Below are 18,463 nucleotides of genomic sequence, written 5' to 3'. Positions count from 1 at the left end.
GTGGTTATATGCAAACTTCAGACGTAGAAAGAGCAAAGAAGGTAAAAAGTGTACTGGTAACTTTACCGAAACCTGAAAACGATAAGTCCCCTTATTATGATTTAGCAAAGAAATACGGGTTAAAATTAGATTTTCGAGGTTTTATACACGTAGAGGGAGTTCCTGCCAAAGATGTGCGTAGGGATAAAGTGAATTTGGCAGATTATTCTGCCGTAATATTTACAAGTAGAAATGCTGTAGATCATTATTTTAGAGTTTGCGAAGAGATGCGATTTGAAGTATCTGCGGAGATGAAGTATTTCTGCATTTCGGAGACCATTGCACTTTATCTTCAAAAGTACATTCAATATCGGAAACGGAAAATTTTCTTTGGTAAACAGACGGCGAAAGACCTTGAAGACGTATTGAAAAAACACAAAAGTGAGAATTTCTTATTTCCATGTTCGGATGTAGCCAATGAGGAGACAAGGAACTGGTTACAGCAAAACGGCTATAAATTTACACCAGCTGTGCTTTTTAGAACTGTTGTAAGTGATTTGAGTGACCTAAAGGATGTTTTTTACGATGTTATCGTATTCTTTAGTCCTTCCAGTGTACAGTCTTTATATGATAACTTCCCAGATTTTAAACAGAATAATACAAGGATTGCAGCATTCGGTGCTTCTACTCAGCAGGCACTTTTGGATCATGGATTGATTTTAGATATTCCTGCTCCAACGCCAAAGGCTCCTAGTATGACTATGGCTGTTGAAGAATACATCAAAAAGGTAAATAAATAATAGCCTAGCAAAAGGTAAATATGAAAAAGGGTTCTTAAGACCCTTTTTTTTGTTATTTATAGAGCGCTTCGCAAGCGAAGCGCTGTTGGGGGGCATAGATCGTTAAACAGAAGGTTTCTTATGTTGGTCTATTGAGCTATGAGATGGTGTTTAGCTGAATCAGAGGTGTTAAAATATAATAAAATGACGAAGGTCATTGAGATTTTAAGTATATTTCTGTTAAATTGCTTGGTATAATTCATTCTATGTAAAATAACGCATAGGTGGTATTTTTGAAATTTGGTAGAAATATTTTTTTATGTTTGTAATTAAGCAAAATTAATCAGTCGTGAAGTTAAAGCAAGTTGATAAAATTTCGGGCATTCGATCAGAGGACTTCCTAAAAAATTATCTGAAACCAGGTTTTCCTGTCATTATATCAGATTTTATAAGTGCAGAAAGTCCAGCGTGGAAGAAATGGAGTTATGATTACTTTAAAGAAATTGCAGGAGATATAAAAATAGATGTCTACGGAAAAGAGGAGGAATCGATGGACCGTGCTGCCAGCGCTCCTGTTGGCCAGATGACATTTGCTGAGTATTTGGATCTGATTACAAAAGAACCTACGGAGTTACGGTTGTTTTTGTTCAATCTGCTTAAAATTCGTCCCGAACTGAAAAATGACGTTATTTATAACGATGTCACAGGTGGCAAGGTGTTGCAATGGTTGCCATTTATGTTTTTTGGTGGTGAAGGTTCGAGTACCCGTAATCATTTCGATATTGATATGTCACATGTATTTATCTCTCAATTTCAGGGGTTAAAGCGTATTTGGCTTTTCCCAAATGATCAATCTGATTTGATGTACAAATTGCCATACAATTTTCATAGTATTGCCAATCCCAAATACAGTAATGTAGATGAATATCCTGGAATTAAGTATTTGGATGGCTATGAGGCAGTTATTCACCCTGGAGAGACTCTATATATGCCCGCAGGATGGTGGCATTATATTCAATATGAAACGGAGGGGTATTCAATTTCCGTTAGGGCTTTAGCAAATTCAATCAGCGAGAAGTTGAAGGGCGCACGCAATTTGTTTATCACAAGACATTTTGATAATACAATGCGAAAGATCTTCAAGGGACATTGGTTCAATTATAAAATCAATACAGCGAAACGTCGCGCGAATAACGCGATAAAAAGAAAAGCACGTTGATATAGAAAGGGGACACCAAATGCAATGTCCCCTTTCTGTTTAGTTTGGTGTCCCTTGTCAAACCGTAGTTCATTTTATTATTCTGCTTCGGCCCATTTGCTTGCTTCTCGATAAAATAAGGTATAAGGATCGCTTGGATAAACGACTGTTTCCGGATTATGCCGAAATGGAATATCGGGATTAAAGATCTCTTGTACAATATCGCGCAAGAATTTGATAAAATTCTCTTTCTGGAATGCGAGAAATTCATCCGTCAATATTCCTTCTTTACCACTGAATAAGGTTCCCTCTTCCCGCATTTTCCGCGCAACATAGAGATGAGGTTCAAGTTGTTTTCTTCCTGTTTTCTGTTCAAATACATAGGCATAAAATAGCGTCTGCACCATGGCCTTATTTTCGGTGTTGGGAGCAAATACCTGATCGATTTCTTTGAATAGGATCGAATCTCCGCCCGTTTTGTAATCGACAATTCTACTGATAATACGCTCGTCGTGGGTTACCACCTCATCTACACGGTCAATAATACCGTATAGTGAGACTTGATGTTCTTCTCCATTGATCTTTAGCGGGAATGGCAAGATATAATCGGTATCGTTTTCAAGTTCAATAATCCGAAATGATTTATAGTTATTGATGTCATATTCGAGATACATTTTGACATACTCGGAGGCAATTTTCAGCATGATCCGCTGCAAGCTATTTAAATCCTTTTCTTCTTTTAATTCAATCTGATATTGAATGCCTATTTCTCGGGTCACATATGCCTCGATACGGCCTATCTGCCCTCGTAGAACATGTGTTGGCGTAAACTCCTGTTTTCCTTTGAAGGGTAGGAATATTTCCTCCATGACATTATGGATGACTGTTCCGAGCTTATTCATTTCAAATTCCTGAGACAGTGAAGGTGGCTCTTTGATGTTGGCAATATGTTTTAGGAAAAACTGTAATGGAGATTGCAGGTATGTCGTCAGTGCGGTCGCCGATATCTTTTTCTGGTTAACGATAAAGTCCTCGTACATTTTTTTCCATATTTCACCACGCTTTTGGATAACGATCTCTTGCGCTTTATCTGCAAATTGGATAGGTTGTTGTTGAACTTTTCGGTCAAACTGAAAATTGCTTTCAAATTCTAGCTGTTTGATAAACCGGCTTTCTTCACCAGTGGAGCTTTCATCAACTAAACCATTGTAGAAAATATGTATTCCCTCACTGTATTGAAAATGGCGATAAAACAAATAGGCCGATAGGGCATTCTGATTTTCCAATATAGGAAGACCATACGCGCTCCTGAGGCTATTGGGTATAAAGGTGGGTGAATTGGAGGTTTTGGGTAGGATGCCCTCATTAGCGCCCAGGATATAGATGTTGTCAAAATTTAAGCAACGGCTTTCCAAGAGCCCCATGATTTGTATGCCTTCGAGTGGATCCCCTTCTATGGCGGAATTTATTGGAGCAATGGCTTTTTTTATCAAACCGATCTGGAAGCTGATGCTTAATGGGGCAACAGTTTCAAAGCCCAGTAAGAGCTGGTTCAAGGTTTTTTTTGTTTCGATTAGGAGATTGTTGTCAATTTGGCGGATACGGTCTTGAGATGAGATGCTATGTAACAAATCGTCGACGAGCAGGATGAGCGCAGGTACCAAATGAGCTGAATTTTCGATAGGTACAAAAAATTGTGGTAAGGAGCTTTTGAAATGAAGCTCTTCCAATGTGATTTCGAAGAGTTGTTTGTCGGCAATCTCTTTCTGAATCTGAAGTTTGTCTGCTAAGGAAACCATACTCAGCGGATGATTTATGAAGGTCTCTATGATTTGATAGGAAAGTTTCCGTCTTTTAAACTGTGATATCTCCAAATGTACCTCCATCCATAGATCCAGTATGCCATAAATAGGAGACTGCGTCAAGGGGTAACCCGTAGTGATATTAGGTTTTACATCTGGTAAACTTTGCAGTAAAGGAACCAGTAGATTTTCATCTGCTAGAAGAATAGCGGAGGTCTGCTCCATATTCTTGTGCTGTTCGAGGATGTCGTGCAGTAATTTTGTTTGGCTGATCTTGCCGGTGCTAGCATATAGATTTACGGTTGAGGTTCTATTGCCAATAATATTCTGGCTATCGCCGAGGGCATTGACCAAGCCTGTTTGGAAAATATTTCGACGAATAAATAGCCCGGCCTCCTGCATGGTGTCTTCCAGGTAATAGGCATCAGCATCGAAGTAAAATAGCGCGCGGCCTTCCTCTTGCCATTGCCTAAATAATTTTGCTTCGACTTTGTTTAAAGCATTAAAACCGACAAAAAGGATATGTTGATAGGATGATGCAAACTGCTGATATGTAGCCTTGCCTTCAGCTAGATCGCGGTAAATGGTTGGATAGTTGGTTTGTCCTTCTGCTTTAAGCTTTTCCTTAAATCGACTATATAATACAGGTAGTCTTTTCCAAAGTTGCAGAAAGCGCTCTTGTACGCCACTATGTCCAGCAATGGAAAAAGACTGCCAAAATTGACGGATAAACTCTTGCTGTTCTTGGGTTAGATGTTGAAATGCAATGTCGATTTTGGTGTTATCATAAAGTTCAAGATAGATCTGCTCAATAGGAACAAGGTCGTAATCGAGCTGGCCGAAGTCACTCAGTATTATTTCGGCAATTGGATAAAACTCTTCCAAGGTTTCTGGCTGTTTTCCTTCAATCACCAATAACTCATTATGGATATTAAAAAGGTGGAAAAATTGTGTCAAAGGACTGGCTTCGGTATCATCGGTCGAACGTCTAAAAAATTCCTGAATCGTAAAAAACTGAGGAGACCAGATCGCCTGTCCGTACACTTCGGAAAGATGTTTTTTGAGATAGGTAATTGGCCGTTTATTATTAAAGACGATGGCAATCTCACTCAGATCGTTTCCAAAACGCTTTTGAATATCTGTTGCTACTAATTTTAGAAAGGCTGTCTGCATCGGGCTATTATTTTACTTCAGTTAATTGATTTGATTTTGCATAATAGAGAAAAGCCCTAACATTGTTGTAGCCTAGATTCTCTAGATTTTTTTTGTAGTTATCGACTTGATACTGATGTCCGATATAATCTGTCTGCGTAAACTTGAAATCGAGTACGATTGTTTCCTCTTTGGAAGTGAAGACTTTATCCGGCCGAATGGTTTCTCCCTTGGCGGTAATGATACTGGCCTCATTCCAGATCTTATAGTTTCCGGTAAGCCATTTATTGATGATGGGATGCTTCCAGATTTGATTGATCTCCTGCATGAGAAAGGGCTGCTCATCCTTGGAAAGAACACCTTCCTGGATCAGTCGGCCAACCAGTTTATGGATGTCTTCTTCGTTTGAAATCTGAGCCATAATATCGTGTGCCAATATGCCATACTGTGCCGCTTTTTCCAACATCATAATATCGTTGATACTGCGCGTACTCGCTTTCTCTAAAGCCATTTCCAGTTCTTTGGAAATGGGATAATGGGTCAACGAAATAATATTGTCATTTCGAAACTGCGCTTTTCTTTTTTGGATTATCTGATCAATATATAGGACTTTATTTTCGATTTTAAACGGCGATTCTGGAGTATCTAAGACTTGGAAGAGCACATCGCTGATATATTCGTCTTTGGTATCATAGCCTGTAATCTCTCCTGTCTTTTTGTCGACAGATTCTTTAAAGCACGGAGCAGTAATATAAAGGTGTTCAACGGCGCGGGTTGTTGCCACATAGAACGTGTTAAGGGCGTCCATGTAGTTGAATAGCATCTCTTCAAAATATTGTTTGAAAAATATAGATTTGCCGACCGTAGATGTGTATTTGATTGGAATTTTCCCCAATTGGGCAAAAGGAGTTTCGGATGTCTCGATCCAAAAATCGCCATTGATCATGCCGTCGAGATCCCATGAACAAAATGGAATCATAACCACGTCATAAGCCAGTCCTTTTGATTTGTGTATTGTCGTTACTTCAATCGCATTAATTTCTCCATTGGAAGGGAGTACAGCCCGGTTGCCATCTTCTTCCCAGAACTCTAAGAACTGTATAATGCCACGTTCGCCATTGGTGGAAAACGTTGAGATCATATCTTTGAATGCGAGAAGGTAAGGGAGGTGAATATTGTCCGCGGTTGTGAAACCGTAGATTTCAATAAGCTTTTCAATCAAGTGGACCAATGGCTGTTTCTGCGCCATTTCCCAGGAGTCAATCAGCGCCTCAGGGAGATAATCTTGAAGTGCGCGGATGTCGTTGCCGGCAAATTTTAACCATGCATTCTGATCAACTGTATTATTCTGTATATGCTGATAGAGATAGACTATCTTTGCTTTATGAATGGTATGTTTCTCCGAATTATAGACCAAGGCTTTCAGCGTTTCGATCAGTAGTAAAACAGCATCATTGCTGGCTAGCGACAGCGCATCTCCTGATATGACTTCAAACGTGAGCTGTTGCTGTTTTTTGAAATCCATGAGTTTTTCGATAACCAACTTAGCTTGTGAATTACTACGTACTAAAATACCAATCTGTTGGGGTTGATAGCGTTTGTCGAGTAGCCATTCTTTTATTTTTTGGCATAAATTGACGAGTGATTCTTCGATAACCTGATTTCTTCGGTAACGTCCATCAGTAACGGGGATGTAGGAGATCTCAATAGAACCTAATTGGTCAAATTTTCCTTTTTTATGCTCAGGAACCTCCTGTTGGCTGTTTTCATACGCTTTGACAAGCATGCTATCATTGCCCGAGGAAGCCCACCACTGTTTGCCTTCTTCATCTAGGCTTTCGGATACTTTTTCATTTAATACCTGTTGCAAATGTTTTGGAATACTGCTAAATAGGTAATTGTTTAAATGGATAATATTTGGAAGACTTCTAAAATTGGTATCGAGGCTTCCGTTTTCGATAAAGGTTGTTTTGTTATCGTCGTCCAAGTGAAAGGCATGGACAATCTGTTGTTCTACCTGTTGGAGTAGTATTCGCCAATCGCCATTTCGCCAGCGATAGATGCTTTGTTTAACATCACCTACAATCAGGTGTTCGCTGACCGTACCTTTGGCATCTGCCAATGCATTGATCAGTAGTGGACTATAATTTTTCCATTGAATGCGCGAAGTATCCTGAAATTCGTCAAACAAAAAGTAGTTAAAGCGATTGCCGATTTTCTCCCAGATAAATGTTGGGTCGCTATTTTCATCAATTCCGAGCTTGTTTAACAGAATCTGAGAATCGGAAATTAACTGGGCACCATTATCGCGTCGCCACTGTGTCAGTAAATCGCTCATTTCTTTGAGTAAACGCAGGTAATAGAGGTTATTCTGTACTGCTTGATAGGCAATGTAAGCGGATAGGTTGTCGTGTAACTTTTGGAAGGATGCCAAGATCGGGTTAAATGCAGCCATAAGATCATGACGTATATTTTTATCACTATCCGTAAATGCATCTTCATTGTCGATTAACAGAAGGTATTTTTCTATTATCTTGGCAATTTCAGAAGCGCTCAGTTTTTCCGTCTTTTTACTGGTTTTGCTGGCTGAAATTATTTTATTGCGCGATTTACCCTTCAGGTCATTTTCAGTGAGGTTGAATTTTTTGAATGTCTCACTAAACGCTTCAATTGTCATGGATAGCGCTTCGGTAAATGCGCTTATCTTCTGTTCAATCTCCTGATTGAGGAGATTAAAAACCTCCTTGGGATTTGCCGAGTTGATGTAACTATCAAATTCCTGGAAATTTTCAGAAAAAATAAGGCTCGCTAAGCTCATTAATTGCTGACGGTAGTTCCAATTTTCATTTTTTGCTATCTTCTTTTCAGCATAAGTTATAATCCAATCGAGTAGATCGGGTCGCTCATCCAGTAATTGATTGAGCATGACTGTCAGCTCATTTTTCACTTTATTGACGTTCATTTCAATCTTGTAAGCTGCATCAAGATTGAGTTCATACGTAAATGCACGGATGACCTTTTGGGAGAAACCATCAATTGTACTTATCGTAAAATGACTATAATCATGTAGGATACGACGATAAACACGGTGAGCTTTCTCCTGCACAAGGTGTGACGTCCAACCTGGCTGTTGTGCCAGTAATAACTTTCTGAAATCTTCAATCTTAGGGCTAGGGTGGCCTGTTGCCAGGCCATGGAGTACCGATAGGATACGTTCTTTCATCTCGGCAGTTGCCTTATTGGTGAATGTGACCGCTAAAATCTCCTTATAGCTATTCTCGTTGGATAGGAGGAGGGTGAGATAGTGTAAAGTTAAGCTAAAGGTTTTCCCCGAACCGGCTGAAGCTTTGAGTATTTTTAATGGCGCAACGGATTTCATAGAATGAAGGTAGAAAGTAAAAAGTGAATTGGCAAAAATGGCGAAGATTATTTTAATTGAGAAAGACAGACGTAATTTGATTCTAATTTATTACCCAAATTATTGTTTATGATATATACATGGTGTCGTAATCTGATTAGGTGTTGCCTTTGGACGAAGCTAACAGCTGTACAAATTACGTTGGTGTTGACGGCAGAGCTAGTGTAATGACATCTGTTTTAAAATAGGGGATTAAAGATGTTAAGGGTGTCATTTTCAATGAATTTTATAAAATCATGTTTATGAATAGAAAAAAATAACTATCTTTGCATCCCCTCTAGTATGAAGCTCGGGGGATATGTTGAATACATAAAATAAATTAAAAAATGGCAACTAAAATCAGATTGCAAAGACACGGTAAAAAAGGACGTCCTTTTTACCACGTAGTCGTAGCGGATTCTCGCGCTCCACGTGACGGTAAATTCATCGAACGTATTGGTTCTTACAACCCAAACACTAATCCAGCAACGATTGTTTTGGATTTTGAAAAAGCTTTGGATTGGATGAATAAAGGTGCTCAACCGACTGACACAGCTCGCGCTATCCTTTCTTACAAAGGTGTTCTTTACAAAAAACACTTGCAAGGTGGTGTGAAAAAAGGTGCTTTTGATGAAGCTGCTGCTGAAGCTAAATTTGCAGCTTGGACTGAAGCTAATGATGCAAGAATCTCTGGTAAAAAAGATGGTTTAGCACAAACTAAAGCTGATGCTAGAAATGCTGCTTTAGCTGCTGAAGCTAAGAAAAAAGAAGAAAAGGCTGCTGCTGTAGCTGCTAAAAATGCTCCTGTAGCGGAAGAAACTCCTGCTGAAGAGACTGAAGCTCCTGCATCAGAAGAAACTGAAGGTTAATTCTTTCATAAAGTATTCGAGAAAGCCGACTCAACCTTGAGCCGGCTTTTTTTGAAACAGCCATTAGGCTAATAGTTTGCCATTATCATGTCTTACATCTAATTGCCAAATACGAAAATATGACTATTGATCAAAGCTTTTACATCGGTTATATCAGCAAAACAAGAGGGCTTAAAGGGGAAGTACAGCTATTTTTTGAGTTCGAAGAATACGAGAGTTTAGATATGGACGTCGTCTTCGTGGAAGTGAACAAAAAGCTTGTTCCTTATTTTGTTGACGTCATCAAATTTCAAAAGAACAGCACCGCTTATGTGACATTCGAGGATGTGGATCATATTGATAAGGCTCAAATACTTGTGCGTAAAAAGCTATATCTTTCCAATGATAAAATGCCGGAGCGTGATCCAGATGATTTTAGATATACGGATTTAATCGGCTTTTTAGTAATTGATGAAAACCATGGTGAACTGGGGAGAATAACAGATGTTCAGGAATTTCCACAACAATTTGTTGCTACCGTAGATATGGATGGCAAGGAGCTGATGTTCCCGCTTTCGGACGATTTGATCTTCGGTATCGATGGCGAAGAGGAGATTATTGAAGTTGAATTGCCAGAGGGCTTGGTGGATCTCTATAAAGAATAAGCTATCCCCGAGCTTAATTCAAATGAATAGCGGTATACTATAACTATTGCAGTAATTTCTTATCTTGGTCCGTGTATTATTGTTGGCCATAATTATTCATTGATATTGAAACCGTTATTACTGCTGCTATTCGCATTTTCGTTATCTTCCTGTACTTTCTTTAGCAAGAAAAAGGCGTTTCCTGAAGGCAATTACCAAATGATATTTGGTTATTCGAATGAGGAGTATAAAAAATTAAAAAGCGAATCTTCCAAAAATGTGGAGGCAGATGTCTATGGTAATGACCCAATGCTATACCGATCTTTTCTCTCCCTCCATGATAAAGACCAATTTGTCCTAGCCATCGATGACATATTACTCTTCGGGAAGTATAGATTCAACGGCGACCGATTAGAGTTGACGGACGAGAAAAAAGGTAGCATCGCATTGGATATTGTTAAGGTAAAACAAGATTTTATTCAGCTGAGAGGTGATTTTTCACAGTTTAACTCCGAGCGTGTGCCTACTACCGAAAGACTTTATCTCAATTTTGCTTTAGATAAAACCCCTATACGCGAGACGCCAAGCAAATTTGACAGTCAAGTGAACTTGTGGCGGAATGCTCCCGTAAGAACAGAAAGTGAAAAAGAGATCAAGGCAAGGGCATTGAATTTTGTTGATTATTCCATCGCTTACTTTCAACATATATCGAGTTCTGGTACACATCACGATTATCGAATGGATGGTGTTGAATCGCCAATTATTTATGCGGAGAACGGTATTGTGCTGAAGGCGTGGAAAGATGTGCCCGAGTCGTGGAAAGCGTTGTTTTACAATGAACAAAATGCATTGATCGCTTATCGCTATTTATTTGATGGCTTTAAATATGGATCGAAAGAGGAATACCATGTAACAGGACTTCTATTAATCACGTTTTATCTCAAAAATCTACGGAATTCCCTAGCAACGCATCATTAGCCGATCCTGTTGTGGCGTAGTCAATCTCTTGGCTGTCAATGATCCTCGATCGTTAATTTTATCTGTTTTTTAGGTCTTTAAGTTTTGGTGGAGCGTAAATTCCTGTTATTACCTGGAAATAAACCTGAAGCCGTATTTATTGCGGTCTTTTCGCTGCCTTTTAAGCCTTTTCGAAAAAATATTTTTGTCTTTTGATTTTTTAAAACGATATTAGCAATGCTTATAGAGAAAGGCCGAGGGAATAGACCCGTTGAAGCCTTAGCAACCTGTATTGTTCAAGGTGCTAAATTCTACCCTACTCCATGTGGGAAAGATAAGTTACATGAAGATCAACGATTCCTCGACGTGTGCGTTTCGATATAAGCCAACCAAACTAAAAAACAGTTTTTTTAATGAAGATTATCGATCATATCCAGAATGCCAAAGGAAAAACATTGTTTTCTTTTGAGCTATTGCCACCGGCGAAAGGACAGGGCATCCAAAGTATTTTTAAAACCATGGATGAACTGATGGAGTTTAAACCTCCTTTTATCGACGTAACTTACCACCGGGAAGATTATATCTATAAAGAGCATGCAAGTGGATTACTGGAACGCGTTTCCTATCGCAAACGTCCTGGGACAGTGGCGATATGTGCAGCAATCATGAATAAATATAAAGTTGATGCAGTACCCCATTTGATATGTGGTGGTTTTACTAAGGAGGAAACTGAAAATGCACTGATCGATTTGAACTTCCTGGGCATAGATAATGTCTTGGTATTGCGCGGAGATGCACGTAAGGGCGATGCTGATTTTATTCCAACGGATGGTGGACATGCTTTTGCAACAGACCTATTGGAACAGGTGACTGATATGAATAAAGGAAAGTATCTGCATGAGGATATTGTCACATCAGAAAAGACTGATTTTTGCATCGGTGTTGCAGGTTACCCCGAAAAACACTTTGAATCGCCAAATTTTAATACTGACTTTAAATATCTGAAACAAAAAGTCGATATGGGGGCGGAATTTATTGTAACTCAAATGTTTTTTAATGTCGAAAAATATAAGGAATTTGTTACTAAATGTAGAGATAATGGAATCCATGTGCCTATTATTCCAGGATTAAAGCCACTGACAACCAAAAAGCAACTCGTGACCTTACCAAGAATATTTCATCTGGATATTCCAGAAGAACTGAGCGATGCTGTTTCGGCCTGTAAAACGAATGCCGACGTCAGACAAGTCGGAGAAGAGTGGTTGGTACAACAATGTCAGGAGCTGATCAAGTTTGGCGCTCCGGTTTTACATTTTTATACGATGAGTAATCCGGGTCCAACAAAGAAAATTGTACAAAAACTAGCCTAACTGATAAAAATACCAGGTAAAGGGAGCTGATAAGCTCCCTTTTTCATTTTTAAGATATTCTATAATTGACCTTATAGCCCAGTCGTCGTGTTTATGACTTATTCTTTTAATTGAGTGGAAGCGACAGTGTGTTTATTGTCAAGTACTTGTGTTAAATAGTGTTAATTAACATCCTGAAATCAGGATAACTTTTTACCTTAATGTGCTCTAAAGGATTTAATAAAAAACCAATTGACCTTATGACGTACAACAGAATAAATTCTCTACTGGGTTTTGCTTGTGGACTCATTGCCACATGTGTATATATTGCTACCGTGGAAAAGACGGTAAGCTGGTGGGATTGTGGTGAATTCATTGCCTGTGCTTACAAGCTGGAAGTCGCACACCAACCTGGGGCACCATTATTTCTTCTGATTCAGAATATATTTTCCAACCTGGCTTTGGGTAATGCCGGTAAGATCGCCTATTGGATGAATATCGGATCGGCAATTTGCAGCGGGCTTACGGTTACATTTTTATTTTGGACCATTACAGCAATTGCCAAGAAGATACTCCGCGAAGACAAATACGCACCCTTATCCAACAGCTTGCATATCTTCGGCGCAGGAACTGTTGGTGCAATGGCATTTAGTTTTAGCGATTCATTTTGGTATTCGGCTGTAGAATCCGAAGTTTATGCGATGTCGTCCTTGTGTACAGCAGTTGTGTTTTGGGGAATATTAAAATGGGAAGCTCGTGCTGATGAAGAAGGTAGTGACCGTTGGCTGGTATTTATCGGTTTTGTTATGGGGCTTTCTATTGGCGTTCATTTATTGAATCTTCTTGCTATCCCAGCGATAGCGATGGTTGTCTATTTCAGAAAAGCAACTCAGGTGAGTGCAAAAGGTACCTTAAAAGCTTTTGTCGTAGGTGTACTGATCCTGGGGACCGTTTTGTGGGGTATTATACAATGGTTGGTTGGCCTGGCAGCTAAAGTTGACCTTGTATTTGTAAATTCACTTGGAATGGGATTTGGTTCCGGCATTTTCTTCTCATGTGCATTACTATTAGGCTCGATAGTTTACGGTTTGTATTATTCACATACAAAGCACAAATACACGCTCAACACCGCTCTGTTAGTTTTTTGTTTTGTTTTATTTGGATACAGTTCCTACACCATGGTCATGATCCGGGGAAAAGCAAACCCATCCTTGAATAATAATGCGCCGGATAATGTATTTTCTTTTTTGGGCTATTTGAGCAGGGAACAATATATCCTGGAACCATTGCTCAAAGGTCCGTATTATGATTCGCAAGTGGTGGGTGTAAAGAGTAAGACAGGCTATCGGAAAGATCTATCGGCGTATGTTCCCTTCACACAGGTAGACAAATATCAATTTGATAAGGAAACCTTTTTCCCGCGTATCTATAGCCAAGACGGAAGCCATCAAGCCTATTATAGAAGTTACCTCAATTTGAAAGAAGGGCAACAGCCAACGTTCTCCGATAATTTTAAGTTCTTTTTCAATTTTCAGCTTGGCGATATGTATACCCGGTATTTCTTATGGAATTTTGTCGGTAGACAGAATGATAAGCAAGGGTATGGAGCGTATAATGACGGGAATTGGCTGTCAGGAATCAAAACATTGGACAATTGGCGCCTGGGGGGCCAAGATAAACTTTCCCCAGCTCAAAAGCATGATCCGGGCCGAAACACCTATTTCTTTCTTCCGCTGCTTTTGGGGATAGCTGGTGCGCTATGGTTGTATCGAAACAACAAGCCTTATACTTTGGTCGTAACCTTGCTGTTTGTATTTACGGGAATAGCTATTGTTGTTTACCTCAATCAAACGCCCATGCAGCCCCGCGAACGGGATTATGCTTATGTGGGCTCTTTCTACGCCTTTGCAATCTGGATTGGGCTGGGGCTGATCGCATTGGTTCGTTTCTTCAAACGTTTTTTACGAACACGCTATGCTTTGGCGACAGGTTTATCCTTTGCGTTGCTGGGTGGCCCCATTATTTTGGTTCATCAGAACTGGGACGACCATGATCGATCGGAGAAATCGCTGGCAAGAGACTTGGCGCGTAATTATCTTGAGGCCTGTGCTCCAAATGCGATCCTATTTACCTATGGCGATCATGATACATTTCCGGTGTGGTACTTACAAGAAGTGGAAGGTGTGCGTCCCGATGTGCGCGTGGTCGTCTTAAGTTATCTTACCGGTGATTGGTATATGCAACAGGCCAGGCAGCCGACTTATCGAGCAGCAGGTCTCCCCGTAACGATCCCGGCAGAAAAGACAAAAAAAGGTGTCCGTGATTATATTCCCTTTGTGGATAGGCAACTTGACGAAGCTGTTGATGCCGGTCAGTTATTACAATTTGTGACCTCAGATGATCCAGAATATAAAGTTCAATTGAGTTCCGGCGAGATGGAAAACTATTTCCCCTCAAGAAAGGTAAAACTGGACGTCGATAGAGCGGATGTCGTTAAGAAAAATGCAGTTCCATCTTATTTGCAGGAAGCTATTGTATCAACGATGGAATGGGAGATACCAACTGAACACCTAACAAGGGCTGATTTAACAATCTTATCGGTGCTTGAAAATAACCAATGGAACAGGCCCGTCTATTTTTCAAATATGTTGCCAAGTGATCTTAAATTAGGTTTAGATAAATATCTTGTTAATGAAGGTTTCACGTCTAGACTGATGCCGGTCGCCGCTACAGAAGAGTCAACTGAAAAGCAAAGTGGGCAAGCCGGACTAGTGAACATGGAAGCTTTATATCATAATATTATGCACACGTATAATTGGGGGAATATAAAAAATGCTAGATATGTTGATACGGATTCATTCCGCTTTTCAAGCATGTATGCAAGAGATATTTTTGGAAAAGCAGCGCGTCTGTTATTGGCTAATGGCCGAATAAAACAAGCGGGAGAAGTTGCTAAAAAGGCATATGATCAATTACCGGCGCGCGTGTATGCTATGTCAGATGCGGTAAACTATGCTGATATTATTGATAGTCTATATCGTTCTGGACAACCTCAGCTCGCCAATAATATGATGGATCGAAATCTAAATTATGTAGCTGAACATATGGAATATTTGCATCAACTCGTAGTGGATAAGAAAAATTTAAGTTTCGAATGGAATGATATTCAGGTTGGATTGGACTCGGTAGACCGCTACCGTAAAATTTTATCGGATGCGAAAGAGGATAAACGATTGGCACGCGTTGAGGGCTTAAGGCGTCAATATCAAAACTGGTATGGTCTAGAGTAATGCTTTTAACAAACGAAACCAAATTATTGGGTTTGGCTCAATGGTAACTGGATGAATATGCTTGAGGTGATGAACCAGATGAGGCCGTTTTCATATACTGAAAGCGGCCTCGATACATATAGGATAGGGAAATGAGCCAAATGATTAAAATTTCATGCCTACTCCAAAGCCAAGCAGAAAGGGATTTATATCAACTTTTGCTGGTATGGATAAGTTGGGAGCTAAGTTGGATGCATCCACATTCACATCTGTCTTTAACAGAATATATTTAGCATCTAAATTCACAAAGTATTTGTCAGATAGCTTAAAATCAATCCCAAGTTGGGTAGCGAAGCCAAAAGCATTGTCGTATTTCACATTCTTTACAGTGGATCCAGCATTAGCACTATAGAATATCGTGTAATTTATCCCTGCGCCCACATAAGGTTTTATAGCTCCGTCGGGGAAGAAGTGATATTGTGCTGTAAGCGTAGGAGGAAGAAGCCATACGCTGCCTAGATCGACATTACTGGAGGAACTTCCACCAATCGCAGTTAAATCTGAACCTGTTGTATGCACCTTATGTTTTGTCGTTCCAAGAATCAATTCCGCCGCAATGTTTTTTGTAAAAAAATAGGTGAAGTCGAGTTCAGGAATAAATTTTGTGTTGATATCCACGTCTCCGCCTATCGTGTTAATAGTAGCCGATTCGTTTGGCATGACTGCCACTCCTCTAAGTCTCATTTGCCAACGTTGATTAGGGATTGTTTGTGCTTGTAAACTTAGTGCTCCTAAAGTAAGTGTCAATGCGATTAAAAATAACTTTTTCATATCGTTAAGGGTATTTGTTTGACGTAAAACTATTGCTAAAATCAAGGCAAAAGAGTGACGATAATCAAGTTGAAAAATGAATGATATAATGCTCGGAGTAGTGTACATGACGTACCTTTATAAATTATTGTCAAAAAAACACAGCTGTGTATGTTTTGACTCTGGGGGTATATTATTTGTCAGTCTTGAATAAAGCCTGAATTTTTGAAGGCTATATTACTTGTTGGAGGAAAAGCAAAAGTTTAGGATGATATCATGTTTTATAGTGCTCCGTAATTTAAAAAAGCGATGTGAAGAAATTGGTGGTGCTTCGAAATTTTTTTAGGAAGAATGTCAACGTTAGGTCCATGTGTGGTATAATAAAATCCCATTAACTAAAAGAGGTCGGAATCACTTCCGACCTCTTTTAGTTAAGAATAAATCTTTTATGCATTTTTCTTGACCTCTTTACCCCAAGAATCTTTCAGTGTAACCGTACGGTTAAAGACTAATTGGGAAGGGGTAGAATGCGTATCTAAGGTAAAATACCCCAGTCGTATAAATTGATAACCCTTTCCTGGAGTTGCATGTGTTAGATCAGGTTCAATATAAGCGCGTTCAATAACATGCAAGCTTTCTGGGTTAATCGATGCTTTAAAATCTTCTGCAGCAGCAGGGTTTTCATCATTGAACAATCTGTCGTACAATCTCACTTCGGCTTCTTTCGCATGTGGAACCGAGATCCAGTGGATTGTTCCTTTTACTTTCAACCCAGAAGTATCTTCTCCTGATTTAGAATTTGGAACATATGTACAATGCACTTCCGTTATTTTGCCATTTTCATCTTTCACAAAATCGTGACAGGTGACGATGTAAGCATGTTTCAAACGCACAGAAAGCCCAGGGCCTAAACGGAAGAATTTTTTTGGCGCATCTTCCATAAAATCATCGCGTTCTATCCAAAGTTCTTTTGTAAATGGAATGGAGCGTGAGCCTTCACCACCTTCAACTTCTGGATTGTTTTCACCGATAAGTTCCTCTACCTGGCCCTCAGGATAGTTTGTGATCACCAATTTGATCGGATCTAGAACAGCCATTCTGCGCCATGCCGTTTTATTGAGATCCTCACGGATGCAGAATTCCAGAAGACTGACATCGATCATATTTTCGCGTTTTTGAACACCGATTTTCTCACAAAAGTTGCGGATACTCGCAGGTGTATAACCTCTTCTTCGTAATCCTGAGATCGTAGGCATACGCGGATCGTCCCAGCTTTCAACAAATTTGTCATTAACTAATTGCAGCAATTTGCGTTTACTCATGACGGTATAGGTCATATTCAAACGTGCAAATTCGTATTGTTTAGAAGGGAAAATCTCCAATTTATCAATACACCAATCATAAAGTGGACGGTGTGGGATAAATTCCAATGTACAGATCGAATGTGTAATTTTCTCGATAGAATCGGATTGCCCGTGTGCAAAATCATACATCGGATAGATGCACCATTGATCGCCAGTTCTATGGTGGTGAGCGTGTTTGATGCGGTACAACAAAGGGTCACGCATATGCATATTCGGACTAGCTAAATCGATCTTTGCCCGAAGTACTTTTTCGCCGTCTTTGTATTTACCGGTACGCATTGCTGCGAATAAGGTTAGATTTTCCTCAATAGGCCTGTCGCGGTAAGGCGTTGGCACTCCCGGTTCTGTTGGAGTACCTTTTGCTGCTGCAATTTCTTCAGCTGTGCTATCGTCAACGTATGCTAAACCTTTTTTTATTAGTTCAACGGCATAGCTGTATAATGTCTCAAAATAATCTGAAGTATATAATTCCGCTGCCCACTGGAATCCAAGCCATTGAATATCTTTCTTGATACTTTCAACATACTCCGTATCCTCAGTGACAGGGTTAGTGTCATCAAAACGTAGATTAGTCTTGCCATTATACTGCTGGGCTAATCCGAAGTTCAAGCAGATGGATTTGGCGTGACCAATGTGGAGGTAACCATTTGGCTCAGGAGGGAAACGTGTCAATACACGTCCGCCATGCTTTCCTGTACGAAGATCCTCTTCGACAATTTCCTCGATAAAATTTAATGATTTTTCTTCACTCATAGTACAAAGTTAATTATTCGCGACGAGATATTTGCTAGGAGATCGTAGATATTCGGTTCAGAATAAACAGTGGGATATGCTTACTGTAGAGCCTATAAAGCGCATTGTTAATCACCTTTGGATCTAGCATAATAAAGGGGCAATTTGCCCCTTTATACCGAT

General features: G+C 39.6%; 11 protein-coding genes and 1 riboswitch. Of the genes, 7 read left to right on the top strand and 4 right to left on the bottom strand.

The window, feature by feature from the left end; all coding sequences use genetic code 11:
• Positions 1 to 8 precede the first annotated feature (8 nt).
• Both B2107_RS18000 and B2107_RS17995 read left to right on the top strand, forming a co-directional pair.
• The gene (locus B2107_RS18000) at positions 9 to 779 is read left to right on the top strand and encodes a uroporphyrinogen-III synthase (RefSeq protein WP_293957119.1); all 771 of its coding nucleotides are present in this window, start codon (positions 9 to 11) and stop codon (positions 777 to 779) included.
• 328 nt (positions 780 to 1,107) lie between these two features.
• Entirely contained in the window at positions 1,108 to 1,977 is an 870-nt protein-coding gene (locus B2107_RS17995) for a cupin-like domain-containing protein (protein WP_293957117.1), read from the top strand.
• Positions 1,978 to 2,054: 77 nt separating this feature from the next.
• Here B2107_RS17995 and B2107_RS17990 read toward each other — a convergent pair whose 3' ends face one another.
• The gene (locus tag B2107_RS17990; RefSeq protein WP_293957115.1) at positions 2,055 to 4,931 is read right to left on the bottom strand and encodes a PD-(D/E)XK nuclease family protein; all 2,877 of its coding nucleotides are present in this window, start codon (positions 4,929 to 4,931) and stop codon (positions 2,055 to 2,057) included.
• 7 nt (positions 4,932 to 4,938) lie between these two features.
• A complete protein-coding gene (locus tag B2107_RS17985; protein ID WP_293957114.1) occupies positions 4,939 to 8,289 on the bottom strand; it encodes a UvrD-helicase domain-containing protein in 3,351 nt (1,116 codons plus the stop codon).
• Positions 8,290 to 8,654: 365 nt separating this feature from the next.
• Between B2107_RS17985 and B2107_RS17980 the strand changes: the two genes are divergently transcribed.
• The 5 genes from B2107_RS17980 to B2107_RS17960 all read left to right on the top strand — a co-directional run bounded on the left by B2107_RS17980 (position 8,655) and on the right by B2107_RS17960 (position 15,395).
• Complete coding sequence (locus B2107_RS17980; protein ID WP_209578546.1) at positions 8,655 to 9,176, top strand: 30S ribosomal protein S16; 522 nt, start codon at positions 8,655 to 8,657, stop codon at positions 9,174 to 9,176.
• A gap of 119 nt (positions 9,177 to 9,295) precedes the next feature.
• Complete coding sequence (gene rimM, locus B2107_RS17975) at positions 9,296 to 9,820, top strand: ribosome maturation factor RimM (protein WP_293957112.1); 525 nt, start codon at positions 9,296 to 9,298, stop codon at positions 9,818 to 9,820.
• 105 nt (positions 9,821 to 9,925) lie between these two features.
• A complete protein-coding gene (locus B2107_RS17970) occupies positions 9,926 to 10,777 on the top strand; it encodes a hypothetical protein (RefSeq protein ID WP_293957111.1) in 852 nt (283 codons plus the stop codon).
• Between the two features lie 217 nt (positions 10,778 to 10,994).
• Positions 10,995 to 11,097: riboswitch (SAM riboswitch) on the top strand.
• A gap of 72 nt (positions 11,098 to 11,169) precedes the next feature.
• Positions 11,170 to 12,126, top strand: a complete 957-nt coding sequence (gene metF, locus B2107_RS17965; protein ID WP_293957110.1) for a methylenetetrahydrofolate reductase [NAD(P)H] — start codon at positions 11,170 to 11,172, stop codon at positions 12,124 to 12,126.
• A 239-nt stretch (positions 12,127 to 12,365) separates the two neighbouring features.
• Positions 12,366 to 15,395, top strand: a complete 3,030-nt coding sequence (locus B2107_RS17960) for a DUF2723 domain-containing protein (RefSeq protein ID WP_293957108.1) — start codon at positions 12,366 to 12,368, stop codon at positions 15,393 to 15,395.
• Between the two features lie 144 nt (positions 15,396 to 15,539).
• Here B2107_RS17960 and B2107_RS17955 read toward each other — a convergent pair whose 3' ends face one another.
• The gene (locus B2107_RS17955; RefSeq protein ID WP_293957106.1) at positions 15,540 to 16,205 is read right to left on the bottom strand and encodes an OmpW/AlkL family protein; all 666 of its coding nucleotides are present in this window, start codon (positions 16,203 to 16,205) and stop codon (positions 15,540 to 15,542) included.
• Between the two features lie 425 nt (positions 16,206 to 16,630).
• Positions 16,631 to 18,301: a glutamine--tRNA ligase/YqeY domain fusion protein gene (locus B2107_RS17950; protein WP_293957104.1), complete on the bottom strand. Its 1,671-nt coding sequence runs from the start codon at positions 18,299 to 18,301 to the stop codon at positions 16,631 to 16,633.
• Between the last annotated feature and the right edge of the window lie 162 nt (positions 18,302 to 18,463).

Source organism: Sphingobacterium sp. UBA7855, from assembly GCA_002500745.1.
In the GTDB taxonomy this organism is placed as follows: Bacteria; Bacteroidota; Bacteroidia; order Sphingobacteriales; family Sphingobacteriaceae; genus Sphingobacterium.
The sequence above is the reverse complement of the archived record's forward strand: the minus strand, read 5'-3'. Positions and strand labels throughout refer to the sequence as shown.

Excerpts from the sequence above, each read along its gene's own strand:
- B2107_RS18000 (WP_293957119.1), top strand. The coding sequence starts at position 9 with ATGCAAACTTCAGACGTAGAAAGAGCAAAGAAGGTAAAAAGTGTACTG.
- B2107_RS17990 (WP_293957115.1), bottom strand. The coding sequence starts at position 4,931 with ATGCAGACAGCCTTTCTAAAATTAGTAGCAACAGATATTCAAAAGCGT.
- B2107_RS17985 (WP_293957114.1), bottom strand. The coding sequence starts at position 8,289 with ATGAAATCCGTTGCGCCATTAAAAATACTCAAAGCTTCAGCCGGTTCG.
- B2107_RS17980 (WP_209578546.1), top strand. The coding sequence starts at position 8,655 with ATGGCAACTAAAATCAGATTGCAAAGACACGGTAAAAAAGGACGTCCT.
- rimM (WP_293957112.1), top strand. The coding sequence starts at position 9,296 with ATGACTATTGATCAAAGCTTTTACATCGGTTATATCAGCAAAACAAGA.
- metF (WP_293957110.1), top strand. The coding sequence starts at position 11,170 with ATGAAGATTATCGATCATATCCAGAATGCCAAAGGAAAAACATTGTTT.
- B2107_RS17960 (WP_293957108.1), top strand. The coding sequence starts at position 12,366 with ATGACGTACAACAGAATAAATTCTCTACTGGGTTTTGCTTGTGGACTC.
- B2107_RS17955 (WP_293957106.1), bottom strand. The coding sequence starts at position 16,205 with ATGAAAAAGTTATTTTTAATCGCATTGACACTTACTTTAGGAGCACTA.
- B2107_RS17950 (WP_293957104.1), bottom strand. The coding sequence starts at position 18,301 with ATGAGTGAAGAAAAATCATTAAATTTTATCGAGGAAATTGTCGAAGAG.